Raw genomic sequence first — 17,684 nt, forward strand, 5'->3', positions numbered from 1 at the left:
CATGTATGATAGTCAACGCAACGGAGGGTTGGTTATGGCGCAAATATCCGTGGAACGGAAGCCTGCTTCGAAGCCGAGAAAGGTCAACTTTTTCGTCAGGTTCGCCAGGCAGTGGGACATCCAGCTGATGGTGCTTCCCGCACTTGCACTTATTTTTGTATTCAGCTACATACCGATGTACGGCGTCCTCATGGCCTTTCAGGACTACAACATTTTCGGGGGCATGAGCGAAAGCCCGTGGGTGGGGCTAAAACATTTTCGGATGTTTTTCGAATCGCCGGAATTTTATCATGTCATGCGCAACACTGTGGTGATCAGCCTTCTCAAATTTTTGATAGGCTTTCCGGCACCGATTTTGCTTGCCCTGATGCTCAATGAGATCAGGCACATGGCTTTTAAGAGAATCGTTCAGACGGTCAGTTATCTGCCGCATTTCCTGTCCTGGGTTATCGTAGCAGGCTTTGTCATGTCGATGCTGTCGACCGACAATGGAAGCGTCAATATCCTGATGGAGAAGCTCAGCCTGATTGACGAGCCGATCAGCTTTCTGTCGATACCCGAATACTTTTGGACCATTCTGGTAACGACCGGCGTTTGGAAAGAAATCGGATTTGGATCCATCGTTTACTTGGCCGCCATCGCCGGAATCGATCCGCATATGTACGAAGCGGCGGATATGGACGGAGCCAGCAAGTTCCGGCAAATTCTCACCATTACGCTCCCGTCCATCATGCCAGTGGTCATCATCTTTATGATTTTGGCAATCGGCAACCTGCTGACCGCAGGGTTTGAGGATATCCTCCTTCTCGGCGTCAATCCGGTGCTGCGCGAGGTTTCGGACGTCATTGATACGTATGTCTACCGCGTGGGTATCCAAAACTCCCGGTTTTCGTACGCTACGGCAGTCGGTTTGTTCAAGGCGGTTGTCAGTGTCGGTCTGTTAACCATAGCGAATTTCGTTGCGCGCAGATCGGGGAACAGCTTGTGGTAAGATACCGGCAGCCTCAAGATGAAAGGAGCAGATGGTCTTGGTACGATTAGGCTTTGGGGACCGGTTAATGGTCATTATCATTTATGTTTTTCTGGCTCTGCTGGCATTTACAACGTTCTATCCCTTCTGGAATGCGGCGGTCATCTCCTTTAATTTGGGCTCTGATACGGCGCTCGGGGGAGTTACCTTCTGGCCGAGGGAGTTTACTTTGGAGAATTACAAGATCGTGTTCAACGATGACAGGCTGCTTAACGGGTTTTACATTTCCGTTATGCGGACGATTGTCGGTACGCTTGCATCCATTATCGCCACGGCTTTGTTCGCATACGGAATGACGAAGCGGGAGCTGATCGGCCGGAAGTATTATATGGTCATGTGCATTATCACCATGTATTTCAGCGGAGGATTGATCCCGAGCTTCCTGCTGATCCGCAGTCTCGGTCTGATGGATTCGTTCTGGGTGTTCGTTATCCCGTCGCTCATCAGCGTCTGGAATATGATCATCTTCCGGACGTTCTTTCAGGGACTTCCCTCAGGACTGGAGGAATCGGCCAAGATTGACGGCTGCGGCAACTGGGGAACCTTTTTCCGGATCGTTCTTCCGCTGTCGGGGCCTGTCATTGCAACCCTGTCCCTGTTTACCGCGGTGTTCCACTGGAACGACTGGTTTCAGCCGAGCATTTATATCAACAATGAAAATCTGATGCCGATTCAAACGATGCTGAAGCAGATATTGAACACCAACATCGTATCCGATCAGATCGGCAATCTGGATTCCGCCGCCCAGGGTCAGCTGCAAAAAATGCAGAGCGTCACCTCGAAATCGCTTTCCATGGCGACCATGATGATTGCAACGATACCGATTATTCTGGTGTATCCGTTTGTTCAGAAATACTTTGTCAAAGGCGTATTGGTCGGATCGCTGAAGGAATAGCGCATTTTCTCTGGAACAGGTGTTTAAGGCCGAAAGGCTTTAACATAAATAACCACAGAAAGAACGAAAGGGGAAACTACGAAATGAGGATGAGGAAAAAGGCATTAACGTCATCCATGGCGGCTCTGTTAGCCGGTGCTCTCATGCTGGCCGGATGCGCGGGCGGTTCGGGAGGAAAAACAGCCACCGGGGAAACGCCAAAAGACGCTGGTAAGGCGGAAGCTCCCAAAACGGAAAGCAAATACGTTGTGGGCCAAAACCCCTTGGATTTCACTTTTTACGGGCACTACGACTGGTATACGATGCCTCCATGGGGCGGGGATGAAGCTTCCAAATGGATCAAGGAAAATATGAAGGTCAACGTGACGCCGGTTCACAGCGGCGGCAACGCGGCCCAAAAATTCAATACGATGATCGCATCGAACTCTCTTCCCGACGTGATTTGGATGGACCGCGGTCCGGACGTCGAGAAGCTTCGCCAGGCAGGCATGTTGGTTCCGTTCGATGATTATCTGGATAAATACCCTAACCTGAAGGAATGGTTGGGCGAGGCGGGCATCAACATGCTTCGCTCCGAGGACGGCAAGCTTTATCAGTTCCCGAACTGGTACACGAACCAGCCGAACGGCAACGCGGGTTATGTCGTCAACAAGAAAATATACAAAGAGCTCGGTTCGCCGAAGCTGGAAACAACGGATGATCTTTACAATTACCTCGTGAAGGTCAAAGAGAAATACCCGAACGTCGTTCCTTTTGAGCCGCATCTGGCGAAAGACGGACAAGGCCTGGACGTCCTCTATTCCGCGTTTGGCGAAAATGCCGTGAACCGCTGGATCAGCATTCGCGGAGTCGCGAACGGCGACAAGCTGACTTCCATCTTCACGGATCCGATCTTCCGCGAATCGATGCAGTATTCCGCGAAACTGTTCCGGGAGAAGCTGATATCCCAGGATGCCATGACCCAAACGGCTGACCAGGTGAAAGAGAAGATCAATACGGGCAGAGCGGCCGTATTCGCTTCCTCCAGCCCGACGGAGTATGCGATGAACGGTCACGCGCTCCTGACGGAAAAAGATCCGGAAGCCGGCTACTTCATGATCTGGCCGATTCACAAAGAGGGACTCGATAAAAATAAAATTTTCCCTGGTACCTATACCCAGCTTGGCTGGAACGTCAGCGTAATCACGAAAGCTGCCAAAGATCCGGAAGCAATCTTTGCTTTCCTTGACTGGTACACCAGTCCGGAAGGACAGCGCATTCTGATGTGGGGACCGGAGGGCGGATATTGGAAGGGTCTGGAAGCCGACGGCAAAACGCCTAAATTTACCGAAAAGTATACAAGCGATGCCGAAGGTCTTGGCAAGCTGCAGGCGATAACGACCAATATCCATTGGAACGGAAATACCGTATATATCGACCAAGCCAAGGCTAAATATGAAAGCACGCTGCCTGAGGAAAAACGCAACTGGTCAACCCGTTGGCAGTCGGAAATTACATGGAAAACCCAGGCCAACGCTACGGAATATATCAATTTGGATCCTATGCCGGACAGCGAGGAAGGAATTATCCGTCAGCGCGTTGAAGATATTTTCCTGGAAGCCAGAGCAAAAGCCTTGTATGCTAAGGACGATGCCGAGGTCATCGCGATTCTGGATAAAGCCGAAGCGGATGCCCAGGCTGCAGGCTACAGCAAGCTGCTTGAGTTCAAAACGAAAAAATGGCAAGAAAACCTCAAAAAAATGCAGGGGAAATAACAGCTTCTCCGAATGCCAGGGTATACTGCGGCCGCAGTATACCCTTAGGGCTTTTTTTAGTATTATTTGGATATAAAGGGTTTCAACGGATCTGAAGCATTCTAGAGTCATTCTTTCGTCTTTCGTTGGGGACGAGTCGTTTCTACTTTAGGGGTGAAAATATTTACCATGTATAAAGTATTATTAGCCGATGATGAGGTTTTGGATCTGGAAGGAATGAAGCGGTTCATCCCTTGGGAGTCGCTGGGGATGTCCGTGGTCGATAGCGTAAACAACGGTTTTGCAGCCTGCGAAGTCTTGGAGAAACAAAAGATCGATATCCTTGTATCCGATATCCGGATGCCGAATATGACGGGCCTGGAGCTGGCGCAAAAAGCGATCGAAACGCAAGAAAACATTCAGATTATTTTTGTCAGCGGTTACCAGGATTTCGGGTATGTGAAACAGGCGATCGCGCTGAATGCCTGCAGCTACGTTTTGAAACCGATGGACGATAATGAACTGATCGATGCGTTGAACAAGGTTCGCCGGGAATTGGACCGCCAGCGGCAGCGGCAGGAAACCGAAATGGCCTACAAGAAGATGATCCCGATGGTCAAACATCAATACCTGCTGCAGCTGCTGGAAAATCCCTATGAATCGGTGCCGATCGACGTATTAAACAAGGAATACCGCTTGAACGAGATTGCCTGGCCGGCTTATGTCGCCATACTCGAGCTGGACGATATTTCGTGGCAGTCTCATCACGTGGATGAGGCTGAAAAACGGGAGCTCATCGAGCGGTTTAATTCCAGGCTGCACAGTCTATTGACCGAACAAGAACTGAACCATTCGTGCAAGATCAGCAATCACCGCACTGCCGTTCTTTTAAATAAGGAAAAAGGTCATCAGGCCGCGTCCTTGCTGCTGGATAAGCTGAAGCTTGAATTTCCTTTTACGGTTACCGTCGGAGCGGGCAATCCCGTGAGCAGGCTTGAGGAGCTTCATCCATCCTACCGCCAGGCCGTCGCTGCGCTGGATTACAAAATGTTCCGAGGAAAGGGCAAGTGGATCATGTACAGCGACGTGCCTTCCGAGGACAGGAAGGATGCGGAAAATCTCGATATCCGGCTGGACTCGCTTCTGACCGCCATGACCCGTTACGATCTGGTAACGATCCATGACGAGATCGAAGCAATGCTAATCTTGGCCTCGAGCATGCGGTCCAAGTTCACCATCCGCAACTTCGCAGTGTTTATCATCATGAAACTGGATGAATATTTGCATACGATGCATGAGGATTTGTTCAAAATTCTTGGAATGGAGTTCAGAAACCTGGATGTTCTGCTTCAGTTTGAAACGATTGATGATATATTTTCCTGCTTCGCCGCAAGGTGTTTGAAATCTCCGAACAACTGCACAACCGGAAAAGCTCGAAGAATGGACGATTAATCCAGGAGATGATCGATGACGTCAAGGAGCGGCTTCATGAAAGCATCACGCTGAGGGATGTCGCGAACCGTTTTTCATTCTCTCCCAATTATTTGGGCGTGCTGTTCAAAGAGGAAACAGGCCAAAATTTCAGTGATTATGTCATTGCGCTGCGCATGGAAAAAGCCAGGGAGCTGCTCAGTACGACCAAACTGAAGATCTATGAGGTTGCCGCGCAGACAGGATATCAGTATCTTCCGTACTTCAGCCGGCAGTTTAAGGAAACCTACGGCATGACGCCGCTGGAATACCGAAGAGTGCATCAATGAGACAGAAGAACTCGGGAGCGTGAGCAGACGTGCGTAACAAAATCAAATTAAAGCAGCTTCCGTTCGGCTATAAACTAATGCTGTCTTACTGCGTCTTCATCATGATCCCGGTGCTCCTTGTCGGCAATGTGGCAAACCGGATCTATGTGGAGTCCATCCGCGAGCAGACCCGCAGCATTATCCAGGGAACGCTTCATCAGATGAAAAATAATATTGCATTTAAGCTTGAGGATACCAAGCGGATTTCCGATATGCTATATTTCGATGATATGCTTGCAAGAAAGCTCCGCCACTACGAGGAAGGCTGGGCGAGCTATGATGCGACCAAAAATGTGCTGATTCCGAAATTCCAAACCGCCGTGGAAACGGCCAACCGCCGGATGTGGCTGTCGGTTTACCTTAAGAACGATACGTTTCGGGAAACTTATAATGTATATGAAAATATGGATCCGCTGGATATAAAAGCCCGGCTCTATGACATATACCAGTACCACAGGCTTGAAAATAAAGAATGGTACCTAGGCTTTCCTACCCAAGAGGTTTACGGAACGACGATGCAGTGGCTGCAGATCGAGGATGATGCCAAGTACGGGAGAATATCGCTCCTGAGGCGGCTTGTGGATATTAGCGGACGGCAGCAACCCTATGACGAGATCGGTTTTATGAGGATCAGCGTGTCATTGGCTGATCTGTTTGACAGCGTGGATTTTCAGAAAATCGGTGAAGGCACAACCATTTATATATCCGACCCCAAGAGCAACGTCATCATATCGTCAGGTCCTGAATTGGCATCGCAGAGAACGGCGCCCCATCAGTCGGGCGGAAGCAACGATGATCTGGTCATCCGCGACATGCTGCCGGGATTAAATATGGAGCTGGTTGCTGTTGTGCCTGAAAATATCGTGGAGAAGGACTCCGTCAAAGTCCGCAATTTGACGCTGTTGATCGGTCTGGGATGCATTGTTCTTTTTTCTATTGTGAGCGTAATTGTATCAAGGTATTTCGGAAGACGCGTATATAAGATTGTCAAGGTCGTGGATTCTTTTCAGGAAGGGGAGTTCCACAAACGTATCCATTTCAAGGGGAACGACGAATTTTCCAAGATCGCTTCGGCGCTTAACGAGATGGGCAGCAATATTGGCAGGTTGATTCAAGAGGTTTATCTTGCCGACCTGCAAAAAAAGCAGGCGGAGCTGGAGTCCCTGCACGCCCAGATCAACCCGCACTTTCTGTACAATACCCTGTCTTCCATCAGCAGGCTCGCCAGGTTCGGGGAACTGGATAAGCTGCAGCGGATGGTTATGGATTTGGCCAAATTTTACCGTCTTTCCCTTAATGACGGACGGAACATCATTCCCGTCAAAAATGAGCTGGAACAGGCTCAAGCGTATATCGACATTCAAAAAATCAAATACCAAAACCGGATGCAGGTGGAGTATGATATTGCACCCGAGCTTGTTCGTTACGAGACGGTTAAACTTATACTGCAGCCTTTTATTGAAAACGTGCTGGAGCATGCATGGACCGGAGACCGGATTCATATCCGGATTTGCGGAGCGGTTACCGGCGAGGCCCTTGAGTTTAAAATCATCGATGACGGAGTCGGCTTCCCGCCGGGAACCGCCCGTGAAATGACGAACGCAAAGGATTTAAGGAATGCCGGGTACGGCATCCGGAATGTGGACCAACGGATCAAGCTTCACTATGGTCCGGAGTATGGCGTGACGCTGTTCAGCAGGCCGGGAATGGGGACGACGGTCAAAATTATCATTCCGCTTGTAAAACGTATGGCCGCGGAAGGCAGAAACAAGATGGCCATTTAAAGAGAGGCAGCGGGAGTTACATTCATACTTGCGAGGTTTCTTGCGAAAAAAGCCGCCTTCCTATTGGGAGGCGGCGTAATACTTGAAAATCTTGGCGAGGCGCCTTGGGGTCAAGAGATGTTGGGCTTGACGAACAAGGTTTTCTTTTGTATATTTACTTCAGTGGATAAAAGCATAAAAGCGCGAAAGCGATTGTTCTTGGTTGATGGTACCAAGGCGAAATAAGACATTCGAGGAAGAGGGTATTGCAATGATCGTTATTACATCCAACAAAACACCGGAAGAGCACATCCGCCTGATTATAAAGGAAATCGAAAAGGAAGGGCTTCAGGCCCATATCTCGAAAGGCGCCGATCGTACGGTTATCGGCCTGATCGGCAGCGTGAATCCCAAACTTGCCGAGCACCTGCGGCAGATGAAGGGCGTTGAAAACGTAGTTAAGATTTCAAAATCTTACAAGCTGGCCAGCCGCGATTTTCATCCGGAGGACACGGTCATTGACATCAAGGGAACCCGGATCGGCGGCGGCAATCTTGTCGTGATGGGCGGGCCATGCGCCGTTGAGTCCCCGGAACAGATCGATGAAATCGCGAGGCTCGTTAAGGCTGCGGGCGGGCAGGTGCTGCGCGGAGGCGCTTTTAAGCCACGAACCGGCCTTACAGCTTCCAGGGGATTGGCGTCGAGGGCCTGATCATGATGGCCGAGGCAGGGCAGAAGCACGGCCTTCTGACCATTACGGAGGTCATGACCCCCGAGTATGTTGATATTTGTGCGGAGTATGCGGACATCCTCCAGGTGGGTACCCGCAACATGCAAAACTTCGACCTGCTGCGGAAGCTGGGAACCTGCGGCAAGCCCGTGCTCCTAAAACGCGGCTTCAGTTCCACATACGATGAATTCTTGAATGCGGCGGAATATATCCTGGCCGGCGGCAATCCGAATGTCATGCTGTGCGAGCGGGGTATTCGAACATTTGAAACGTACACCCGGAATACCCTTGATTTGTCGGCCATTCCTGCCCTGCAATCGCTGAGCCATCTGCCGGTCATCTCCGACCCAAGTCATGGTACAGGCCGGCGTGAGCTGGTCGAGCCGATGTCCAAGGCTTCCGTCGCGGCGGGTGCGGATGGGCTTATTATTGAAATGCATACCGATCCGGACAACTCCATGACGGGAGACGGGGTACAATCCCTGTTCCCTGACCAGTTCGCGGAGCTTCTGAAGGATCTGGAAAAGCTGGCCCCGATCGTAGGGAAGAACTTTAATACATCGAAAGCGCCGGCTTCCGAGTTTGCCAGAGTATAGGGCACGGGACGAGTCGTTAATCAACCCTTCAACACATCGTTGAGGGGTTTTACTTTTGCAGTTATTTAATGAAATGTTAGATTATCTTACACAATCAGAAAAAATATATAACATCAATATTGACGTTATCTATCATGCAGAATATAATTACAAACAAAGAAATTATAATTCGGAACATTCGCTGAATAAAATGCATCTAATGTTCGGATATTGGGAGGAAGAAGCATGTCGGTAGAGAAAGTATTGCAAACAATTCAAGAGAACAACATCGAGTGGGTTGATTTCCGTTTTGTCGACTTGTCTGGACGGGTACATCACATCACCCTGCCGGCATCCGAGGTGGATGAAGAAACCTTTGTTAACGGGGTAGCGTTTGACGGTTCCTCCATTGCAGGCTTCCGGGGGATTGAAGAATCGGATATGGTTATGATGCCGGACGCGGAATCCTGCTACATCGATCCTTTTACCGCGCATCCGACATTGAATATTATGAGCAACATTTTTACGCCGGACGGCGAAGCATATGATCGCGATCCGCGCGGAATCGCGGGGCGTGCCGAGAAGTACCTGCAGGACAGCGGCGTCGGTACAGCCGCGTTTTTCGCACCGGAATCGGAGTTCTTCCTGTTTGACGATGTCCGGTACGAAAGTACCATGAACAGCTCCAGTTATGTCGTGGAGTCGGAAGAAGCGGCTTGGAACACGAACCGCAAGGAAGAAGGCGGCAACCTCGGTTTCAAAATCAGGGTTAAGGGAGGTTATGTACCGGTAGCGCCGGTGGATACCCAGCAGGACATCCGCAGCGAAATGTGCCGTCTGCTGAATGAAGCGGGTCTGCGCGTCGAGCGCCATCATCATGAGGTGGCTACCGCAGGCCAGGCGGAAATCAACTTCCGTTTCGACACCTTGAAAAAGACGGCAGACAACCTGTTGATCTATAAATACATCGTGCATAACACGGCGCGCCAATACGGCAAAACGGCGACCTTCATGCCGAAACCGCTCTTTGGCGACAACGGCAGCGGGATGCACGTGCACCAATCCATTTTTAACGGCGATACTCCGCTGTTCTACGAAAAAGGCGCTTACGCCAACCTGAGCGAAATGGCGATGCACTACATCGGGGGCATCCTGTACCATGCTCCGGCCCTGATCGCGTTGACCAACCCGAGCACGAACTCCTTCAAGCGTCTGGTTCCCGGGTATGAGGCTCCGGTAAACCTGGTATTCTCCAAAGGAAACCGCTCGGCGGCGATCCGGATTCCGGTTGCGGCGGTAACGCCTAAGGGCTGCCGGATCGAGTTCCGTACGCCGGACTCCACCGCGAACCCTTACCTTGCGTTCTCGGCTATGCTGATGGCCGGTCTGGACGGCATCAAACGGAAGATTGATCCGGTTGCGTTGGGATTTGGGCCGTTCGACAAAAACATTTACGAGTTGTCCGATGCCGAGAAGAAAGAAATCCGCAGCGTTCCGGGAACCCTGGATGACGCGCTGGATGCACTGCAGGCGGATTACGAGTTCCTGACCGAAGGCGGCGTGTTCACGAAGGAATTCCTCGATAACTTCATTGAGCTGAAGCGCAGCGAAGCCAAGGCCGTATCGATCCGGGTACATCCGCACGAATATTCGCTCTACTACGATCTTTAATAACTGGAATGGTATATGGAAAAAAGCCGGGGAGGAAGCGCCTTCCCGGTATTTTTTCTTAAAAGGAAGGTGCAAAAAGTTCATGACCGTCGGAGCGTATGCTTGCCAACCGAAGGTTTAACGAAGAACAATCCTATGGTCCTTTACCGTGTCTTTTAATAGAGAAAAAAGCACTTGATACCATCCCTTATTGTTGCTATGATAGTCGATAACATTTATTCAGAGGATAGAGAAAGGGTGGAGAGTCGTTTGAGCAAGAGAGCATACAATTTTAATGCAGGTCCGGCAGCGCTGCCGTTGGAAGTGTTGGAGCGGGCGCAGGCAGAGTTTGTTGATTTTCGGGAGAGCGGCATGTCCATCATGGAAATGTCCCACCGGGGGGCCATCTACGAATCGGTACATAATGAAGCGCAGGAGCGAATGTTGTCCCTGCTTGGCAATCCGTCCGGTTACAAGGTTCTCTTCCTTCAGGGCGGAGCGAGTACCCAGTTTGCCATGATTCCAATGAATTTCCTCGGAGAAGGTCAGCAGGCCAACTATGTCATGACGGGCAGCTGGGCGGGCAAGGCGCTAAAGGAAGCCCAATTGATCGGGAAAACGCATGTTGCCGCAACTTCGGAAGCAAGCAAATATATGGATTTGCCTCGACTTGACGATATCAAGCTGTCGGATCATCCGGCGTATCTGCATATGACCTCCAATGAGACCATTGAAGGGACCCAGTTCAAAGCTTTCCCGGATATCGGATCGGTACCGCTCATTTGCGATATGTCGAGCGATATTTTAAGCCGGCCGTTTGATTTGAATCAATTCGCGATGGTTTACGCCGGGGCGCAGAAGAACCTTGGCCCATCCGGGGTGACGGTCGTGCTCGCGAGAGAAGAATTGATCAGCGAATCGCCGAAACACCTGCCGACCATGCTGCGTTACAGCACGCACAGCGGCAATAACTCTCTGTACAATACGCCTCCTTCTTTCGGCATATACATGATCAATGAAGTTCTCAAATGGATTGAGGAGCGGGGGGGTCTTCAAGGGATCGAGGAGTCGAACCGGAAGAAGGCCGAGCTGATCTATGACGCGATCGACGGCAGCGAAGGCTTCTACAGCGGATGCGTTAACCCGGACAGCCGCTCCCATATGAACGTCACGTTCCGCCTGGCGTCCGAAGAGCTTGAAAAGGCGTTTATCAAAGCATCCGAGCAGGAAGGCTTCGTCGGCCTGAAGGGCCACCGCAGCGTCGGGGGGCTGCGCGCTTCGATCTATAACGCGGTTCCGTACGAAAGCTGCAAGGCACTCGTTGATTTTATGGCTCATTTTAAACAACAAAACGCTTAAACGGGTTGGAAAGGCTGCCGCGGCATAGCGGCGGTCTTTTTTTGCACGGATAAGTTATAATAGAAGGAAACAAGCGAAAAGGGTGGATTGGAACAACATGGCACTGCACATTGTACTCGTTGAGCCGGAGATTCCGGCCAATACGGGAAATATAGCAAGAACCTGCGCCGCAACCGGCACGCATCTTCATTTGGTAAGGCCTCTGGGCTTCAACACCGACGACAAAACTTTGAAGCGGGCCGGGCTGGACTACTGGTATGCCGTACATATCGAATACCATGACTCTTTCGAGGAGCTTCAGGCCATGTATCCGGAGGGCCGGTTTTTTTATTCCACGACCAAGGCTCACAAGCGCTTTACCGATGTAGCGTATCAAGACGGGGATTTCCTGGTATTCGGGAAGGAAACCAAAGGGCTTCCTCCGGAGCTTCTGGCCGCGAACCCGGATCAATGCATCCGGATGCCGATGACGGACAAAGTCCGTTCCCTGAATCTGTCCAACTCGGCGGCGATCGTCGTTTACGAGGCACTGCGGCAGCTGGATTACCCTGGGATGGATTAGGATAGCCGAAGGGATATAAGATTTTCAGATTTGTAATTGGCGATACTATACCGTCGCAAACCGCTCTCAAGACCAAATCGAGTCTTTGAGGGCGGTTTTTTTGTTGAGAATGGCTCTTTGAAAGGTAAATGTAAGGTTAATCCAAGTCTGGAGACAGGTTTGATTGATAGGATTGGAAACGGAGAACAGTTAAGCAGAGGAGGTTTTTACATGAAAAGAAAGAAGAGGCTTTGGACCAAGTTGTGCAGCGTGTTGGCAGGAAGCTGTCTGGCATTCACAACGGCCTTGCCTGCATACGCGGCGCCGGCTGCGAATCCGGCCGCAAGTTTGGATGCGAAAGAAGCGGAGCGTTTTGCGGACGCTTTTTTTAAACGCGAGGATGTAAAGGCGCTAAACGTACCGGGGGCGGTATTTGTCGTCGTCAAGGGAGACAAGGTGCTGCTTGAAAAAGGCTACGGCTACGCCGACCTGAAAACCAAAACGCCTGTGGATCCCCGCCAGACCGCGTTCCGGATCGCCTCGATCTCCAAAGTGTTTACCGCCACGGCCGTCATGCAGCTGGTCGAGCAGGGAAAGATCGATCTGGACAAGGATGTCCAATCTTATCTCGGAGACATCCCTTTAAAAAACAAAACGTCCTCTCCGCTCACCATGAAGCATTTGCTGACGCATACGTCCGGGTTCGACCAGGTCGATCCTCAAGGATTTACATTCGACGTGAACCAAAAAACCCCGTTGGAGGATTTCACCAGGAAAAATATGCCGAACATTGTCCAACCGCCGGGAGAGGTGTACAAATATGACAACGTGGCTTCCATGTTCCAGGGCTTAATTGTGCAAAAGCTCACGAAGCAGCCGTTTCATCAGTATGTCAGCGAACATATTTTCAAACCGCTCGGCATGAACGACAGCAGCTTTGTTCCGACGAAGGAGCTCCAATCCAGGCTGGCGACGGGTTACGTGGACAACGGTGATCAAGCGAATCAGCCGTTTCCTCCGTATCAGATGATGCCGGTCGATATGCCGCAGGGAGGCATGGTGACAACGGGGAGCGACATGTCCAAATTTCTGATAGCCCAATTGAACGGCGGAAAGCTGGGAAATTCCCGGATTTTGGAGGATAAAACGCTCAAAACGATGCAGAGCACGCAGCTGGCGATACATCCGGAGCTGCCGATCATGACGTACGGATACGAGTTCGCCCAGCAGCAGAACGGCCAATACGTCATCGTCAAGGGAGGCACTACGCCTGATTTCTCTTCTTTGATATGGCTGATGCCTGAACACAAGGTGGGTGGCTTTATCGTAACGAACAAAAATATCGATCTTCGCGGTTTGGTCTTTAAAGCGTTCATGGACCACTTTTATCCGAAAAAAGAGTCCAAGCCAAGGGCTTATCTAACTCCAAGCAAGCAGGAGCTGCGCCGTTTCGAAGGCTTATACAGCGATTTGCGCATCCGTTATCTGGTTACCCGGATCGAAGCCGCCGAAGACGGAACTTTGGAGATGAAAAGTGTGCTGTACAAGAAAAAGCTGCGTCAGCTGGATTCGCTTCTTTTCGAGGATGAATCGGGAGGTTTGGTCGCTTTCAAAGAAAATCCGGATGGAAAGATAGCTTACTATTATTCGCAGTCTTTACCGACCGCTTATACCGCCAAAATGCCTGAAAAAGAGCCCTTTGCGGATGTGCCGGACCATCATCCGTATGCCGAGTATATCAATGGGCTGCAGCAGCTTAACATCGTGAAAGGCGACGCAGGCGATACGTTCGGACCGGATCAACCGATGACCCGCGCCGAGTTTTTGATGATGTTTCTGTCTTGGCTCGGCATCTCTGCCGAAAAGACGACAGCCCGCTTCACCGACCTTGAGGGCGTACCGGGAGCCGACATGATCGAAACCGCAGCTTTGCCCCACTACGGATTGGTTCAAGGCAATGCGGCCAACCGGTTTGAGCCGAACCGCCCGATCACCCGGCAGGAAGCGGCCGTCATCGTCTGGAGGTTCTTTTCCAAACTCGGCCACCCGTCCAAAAACGCGAAATTGGCAGAAGGAACGGATCCGTGGGCCGAGGAATCCGTGAAGAACATCGTGGCCCATAAGTTGTATGGTCCTGAAGTTCTGGTAACAAAGGACGGTAAGGCCGATTACAAATCCAAGCAGGTCATGACGCGCCAGGAAGCAGCCGCTTTGATCTATTTATCCAGCCATTAGACTGAACGAAATCATCAAATCTCCGGGTCATATCGTCCAGTTCTTGAACCCTTCTCAGACACGTTGCCTAGTTAATTGGGGCGGGAAATTGTTAAAAACAAATAATTTCTTAAAATCTAGCAGGATTCGACAACATCTTATCGAACTATTATACTAGGCCCATTTTATCATGGAACTGGAAATTACTTGTTGAACGGAGAGGTGTACTATCGTATGAAACCTGCTGGTGTTGTTCGTAAAGTCGATCAGCTGGGGAGAATTGTCCTGCCCAAATCACTGCGCAAGAGATACCAAATGAACGAGGGAGACCCCGTCGAGATTCTGGTACAGGGTGACCATATTATTTTGGAACGCTACCGCCCGAAATGCGTCTTTTGCGGATCCATGGACGGAGTAAGCGAGTTTAAAGAACGCCATATATGCGCACAATGCATGTCCGAGATGCACCAACTGCCGAAGCATGCTTAAATTGTGTGAATGGGCACCGCAAACAAGCGGTGCCTTTTTTGTGGATTCCATGATCTTCGGGCAAAAAAAAGCTTCCCCGATGTGAGGAAGCCGCGCCTTACAGGCCTTTGGTTTTGTCATCATTGTACGAAGCGGTCAGAATACCGGCCAAATACATGGCGAAAACCAATATGACGATCCAAAAAGTTAATGAGAAAGACATTAAGGCCACCTCCTGCTAAGCTAATCCTTATTATACCCAGCATTGGCCAAAAAATAAATGAGAATATGAGATCGATCATAGATTTATTCGGAAACGACGGATTATTTGAAAAATAAAAAGTGGGTCGGCACCGGACGAAGCTGGCCGTCCGAAGGCTTGTTCACGACGCGTCCGTTCAGGATCAGGGAGGAGGAGCCGCCTCCGTCCAGGTTATACGCATCCTTCACGCCCAGATGCTGAAGCTTGTCTTGAAGCTCCTTCAGGGTTGCGCCGGAACCTCCCTTCTCGTCATAGCCTTCGGTTACAAGAATCAGCAGCTGATCGTCTTTATAGTTGGCAATGACCGTTCTGGGAGCGCGTGCCGGCGTGGTTCTCCACTTCTCGGGAATGGGCTTCTTCTTGCCGTTCTTCATCAAAACAGGAACAAACGTAGCCCCGAACTTGGGTTTAAGCCGGTCCAGCTCTTCTTTGTTCCGGAATTTGCCCCCGATCAACTGGCCGGATTGGTTCAGGCCCACAAAGGCCAGCTCCTTAAAGCTGGGCTGAAAGCCGGACACGTAATGGCCGTCGATAAATGTTGTGCTTAAGGGATAACGGCCTCCGTTGCCGTCGGCATACCCCCCGGCATTGATCCCGGCGACCGCGCCGTGCTGATTGACGGCCTGCATGGTTGTGACAGCCTTGCCGGCTTGTCCGTTCCCCAAGGCCATCTTCATGGCATCGGGATCCTTCAGCTTGATCTTCATGGCGTAGCCGCTGTACGATCCGGGATTTATCCGGAACAGCTGGATCCGGATCCGGTCGCTGTTGACGCCATCGATGGGCGCGCCCAGTTTCGATGTAACCCTGCGGTCGTAAATCCGCTCCGGAATGACGGCCTGAGCTTCGGCCTTATTCAGAAGCGTGCTCATGGTCGCGGTTGTCTGCCGGTACAGCCGTCCTGTTTTCTCGATCGAGTTCACCGTCTTGTCCACGGTAACGGATGCCTGATCGAGTCCCCGGCTGATCTTGGCTGACCGCTCTTTCAGACTCGTATCGGGAACGTATGCCGAAATGTCGAGCTCAAGCCGCGGGGAGGACGAGAAAAGCCAAATGAAGAGCCATGTCCCGATAAACGGCGCAAGTGCCAGCATGAACATCCGATTGACTTGCTTCGGTGTCATGCGCAGGAATGATCTCACTTCAACAGCTCCAGCTTCTTCTCCAGCTTGCCGAGCTGCTGTTTCACTTCGTTCAGCTGGCTGTAGAGTTTGTTGCTGTTATCCGTTTTTCCGCTGGCCTGGTCCTTGGTAAACGTAAGCAGCTCATTGAAGGTCTGAACCTTGCTGTCGATCTCGTTGATTTGCTGCGACAGCTCTGCGAACCGGCTGTCGTATTGGGCCTTCAAGGCCGTCATCTCTTTCTGTGTGTCCTGCTGCAGCTGCGCGATCATCTCTTCTTTTAAATGATTGCTGTACGAATAGGCAGCCGCTGCTCCGGCTCCGATGAAAACAATCCAAAATATCCAAAACCATCGTGCCTTCGGCCCCTTGCGGGGCGAGGTTTCCCGGGATGGATAAGAAGATTGGGTCCCTGTTTCCAGTATGGGCATCTTTTCACTCCTTGCAATTCCTATCATTTTTACCAGTAATCATTCTAACATGGTAAAAAAAATTTCGCAAAGACGAAAAAACATGCCGCGCTACGGAAAAATAGATTGCTTATATGAAGGAATGTGGGATACAATCTGTATAGATTTGTTTATTCAAAGAGATACATATAAGCCGTTCGCCATGCCATTCTGTCCGGGTCTGAGGCTCAAGGATTACTTAACCCATTTTCCATTTTGACAACGCCGAATCGGGACAGCAAAGCGGCAAACAACGGTGTTTCGCGTTTGCTTGGATGGCGGCGAATTTTGCCATTAGTTCGAATGCTTGCACGACTCTATGAGAATTAAGCTGTTAGAAACAGGGGGTTTGAAGTACATGAATCAGGTTTGGCGAGTAGTTATTGTAGGAAGCCATCCTACGAGTATGCTGGGAACCAAATTGATTTTGGAGGAAGAGAAAGATTTGAATGTGCCGGGGATGGCTCAGACAGGTCAGGAAGCGATCAAGCTGGTAGAGGAAACCAAGCCTGATGTCGTGCTTCTTGATTACCGATTGTCGGACAGCACGGCCGAGACCGTATTGGAACAGATGAAGGCGGTAGCGCCGGATTCCCATATTGTGGTCATGACGGACAATGACGGGCTCTCTCTGGTGCAATCGCTGATCAGTCGCGGGGCGAGCGGGATCTTGTCCAAACAGGCCTCACCCTTCCAATTGATTCATATCATCGCCGGACTCCGTGAGGGAGTGACCTCGCTGCCGCTGGATTGGGTCAAGCAGGCCATCTGGCCGCTGGCGGCATCAGCCATGTCTGAAGGCGGACTTCCGCTTTCCGAAACGGAAACCTTCATTATGGAGCGTATCGTCCAAGGGATTACCTATGACAAAATTGCGATGGAGATTGAAGTCAGCCGGCGTTCCATAGATAATTACCTACGCAAAATATATGTAAAGCTTGGAGTCAACACGAGAGCCCAGGCGATCGAGAAATATGCCCTTTACACCCGCCAGGGGCGTCAATTGTACGCTTAGGCCACCCCATAAGTTATAATGATGAGAAACCGGGAATACCTTTTAGAAGTGGTTCAAAAAGTCAACTTTTGATCACGAAC

Annotated in this window: 14 protein-coding genes and 1 pseudogene; 13 read left to right on the forward strand and 2 right to left on the reverse strand. The window is 50.7% G+C overall.

All coding sequences use genetic code 11. The annotated features are described in order from the left end of the window. Window positions 1–34: 34 nt before the first annotated feature. The 12 genes and pseudogenes from XI25_RS11495 to XI25_RS11550 all read left to right on the forward strand — a co-directional run bounded on the left by XI25_RS11495 (window position 35) and on the right by XI25_RS11550 (window position 14,778). Window positions 35–991 (forward strand): ABC transporter permease, encoded by a 957-nt coding sequence (locus XI25_RS11495; RefSeq protein WP_046678703.1) that lies wholly within the window; start codon window positions 35–37, stop codon window positions 989–991. A 37-nt stretch (window positions 992–1,028) separates the two neighbouring features. Beyond that, window positions 1,029–1,925 carry a carbohydrate ABC transporter permease gene (locus XI25_RS11500; protein ID WP_046678704.1) on the forward strand — a complete coding sequence of 299 codons (897 nt, stop codon included), beginning with the start codon at window positions 1,029–1,031 and terminating at the stop codon, window positions 1,923–1,925. An 83-nt stretch (window positions 1,926–2,008) separates the two neighbouring features. Beyond that, window positions 2,009–3,679 carry an extracellular solute-binding protein gene (locus tag XI25_RS11505; protein ID WP_046678705.1) on the forward strand — a complete coding sequence of 557 codons (1,671 nt, stop codon included), beginning with the start codon at window positions 2,009–2,011 and terminating at the stop codon, window positions 3,677–3,679. Window positions 3,680–3,847: 168 nt separating this feature from the next. Further along, the gene (locus XI25_RS11510) at window positions 3,848–5,110 is read left to right on the forward strand and encodes a response regulator (RefSeq protein WP_327204767.1); all 1,263 of its coding nucleotides are present in this window, start codon (window positions 3,848–3,850) and stop codon (window positions 5,108–5,110) included. A gap of 8 nt (window positions 5,111–5,118) precedes the next feature. Further along, the gene (locus tag XI25_RS36225) at window positions 5,119–5,418 is read left to right on the forward strand and encodes a helix-turn-helix transcriptional regulator (RefSeq protein ID WP_327204768.1); all 300 of its coding nucleotides are present in this window, start codon (window positions 5,119–5,121) and stop codon (window positions 5,416–5,418) included. Window positions 5,419–5,495: 77 nt separating this feature from the next. Then, window positions 5,496–7,241, forward strand: a complete 1,746-nt coding sequence (locus XI25_RS11515; protein ID WP_082112335.1) for a sensor histidine kinase — start codon at window positions 5,496–5,498, stop codon at window positions 7,239–7,241. 250 nt (window positions 7,242–7,491) lie between these two features. Beyond that, window positions 7,492–8,546, forward strand: a pseudogene (aroF, locus tag XI25_RS11520) (3-deoxy-7-phosphoheptulonate synthase). Window positions 8,547–8,771: 225 nt separating this feature from the next. Further along, window positions 8,772–10,196: a type I glutamate--ammonia ligase gene (glnA, locus tag XI25_RS11530; RefSeq protein ID WP_046678708.1), complete on the forward strand. Its 1,425-nt coding sequence runs from the start codon at window positions 8,772–8,774 to the stop codon at window positions 10,194–10,196. A gap of 249 nt (window positions 10,197–10,445) precedes the next feature. Further along, the gene (gene serC, locus XI25_RS11535; RefSeq protein WP_046678709.1) at window positions 10,446–11,534 is read left to right on the forward strand and encodes a 3-phosphoserine/phosphohydroxythreonine transaminase; all 1,089 of its coding nucleotides are present in this window, start codon (window positions 10,446–10,448) and stop codon (window positions 11,532–11,534) included. A 97-nt stretch (window positions 11,535–11,631) separates the two neighbouring features. Then, window positions 11,632–12,096 (forward strand): tRNA (uridine(34)/cytosine(34)/5-carboxymethylaminomethyluridine(34)-2'-O)-methyltransferase TrmL, encoded by a 465-nt coding sequence (gene trmL, locus XI25_RS11540; RefSeq protein WP_046678901.1) that lies wholly within the window; start codon window positions 11,632–11,634, stop codon window positions 12,094–12,096. 210 nt (window positions 12,097–12,306) lie between these two features. Further along, entirely contained in the window at window positions 12,307–14,310 is a 2,004-nt protein-coding gene (locus XI25_RS11545) for a serine hydrolase (RefSeq protein WP_046678710.1), read from the forward strand. Between the two features lie 213 nt (window positions 14,311–14,523). Beyond that, entirely contained in the window at window positions 14,524–14,778 is a 255-nt protein-coding gene (locus XI25_RS11550; RefSeq protein WP_046678711.1) for an AbrB/MazE/SpoVT family DNA-binding domain-containing protein, read from the forward strand. 303 nt (window positions 14,779–15,081) lie between these two features. On the opposite strand, the gene XI25_RS11555 is transcribed toward XI25_RS11550, so the two are convergent. Beyond that, window positions 15,082–16,149, reverse strand: coding sequence for a phosphodiester glycosidase family protein (locus XI25_RS11555; RefSeq protein WP_442950381.1), 1,068 nt, complete (start codon window positions 16,147–16,149; stop codon window positions 15,082–15,084). A gap of 8 nt (window positions 16,150–16,157) precedes the next feature. Next, window positions 16,158–16,571 (reverse strand): hypothetical protein, encoded by a 414-nt coding sequence (locus XI25_RS11560; protein ID WP_152669119.1) that lies wholly within the window; start codon window positions 16,569–16,571, stop codon window positions 16,158–16,160. Window positions 16,572–16,947: 376 nt separating this feature from the next. On the opposite strand from XI25_RS11560, the gene XI25_RS11565 reads away from it, so the two are divergent. Continuing rightward, entirely contained in the window at window positions 16,948–17,604 is a 657-nt protein-coding gene (locus tag XI25_RS11565; protein ID WP_046678712.1) for a response regulator transcription factor, read from the forward strand. Window positions 17,605–17,684 lie beyond the last annotated feature (80 nt).

The organism is Paenibacillus sp. DMB20, assembly GCF_000987955.1.
GTDB lineage: Bacteria > Bacillota > Bacilli > Paenibacillales > Paenibacillaceae > Paenibacillus_AQ.

Bases quoted from the DNA above. Each gene is read 5' to 3' on its own strand.
- XI25_RS11550 (WP_046678711.1), top strand. From the start codon at position 14,524: ATGAAACCTGCTGGTGTTGTTCGTAAAGTCGATCAGCTGGGGAGAATT.
- XI25_RS11565 (WP_046678712.1), top strand. From the start codon at position 16,948: ATGAATCAGGTTTGGCGAGTAGTTATTGTAGGAAGCCATCCTACGAGT.
- XI25_RS11515 (WP_082112335.1), top strand. From the start codon at position 5,496: ATGCTGTCTTACTGCGTCTTCATCATGATCCCGGTGCTCCTTGTCGGC.
- XI25_RS11545 (WP_046678710.1), top strand. From the start codon at position 12,307: ATGAAAAGAAAGAAGAGGCTTTGGACCAAGTTGTGCAGCGTGTTGGCA.
- glnA (WP_046678708.1), top strand. From the start codon at position 8,772: ATGTCGGTAGAGAAAGTATTGCAAACAATTCAAGAGAACAACATCGAG.
- trmL (WP_046678901.1), top strand. From the start codon at position 11,632: ATGGCACTGCACATTGTACTCGTTGAGCCGGAGATTCCGGCCAATACG.
- XI25_RS11560 (WP_152669119.1), bottom strand. From the start codon at position 16,571: ATGCCCATACTGGAAACAGGGACCCAATCTTCTTATCCATCCCGGGAA.
- XI25_RS36225 (WP_327204768.1), top strand. From the start codon at position 5,119: ATGATCGATGACGTCAAGGAGCGGCTTCATGAAAGCATCACGCTGAGG.
- XI25_RS11505 (WP_046678705.1), top strand. From the start codon at position 2,009: ATGAGGATGAGGAAAAAGGCATTAACGTCATCCATGGCGGCTCTGTTA.
- XI25_RS11510 (WP_327204767.1), top strand. From the start codon at position 3,848: ATGTATAAAGTATTATTAGCCGATGATGAGGTTTTGGATCTGGAAGGA.
- XI25_RS11495 (WP_046678703.1), top strand. From the start codon at position 35: ATGGCGCAAATATCCGTGGAACGGAAGCCTGCTTCGAAGCCGAGAAAG.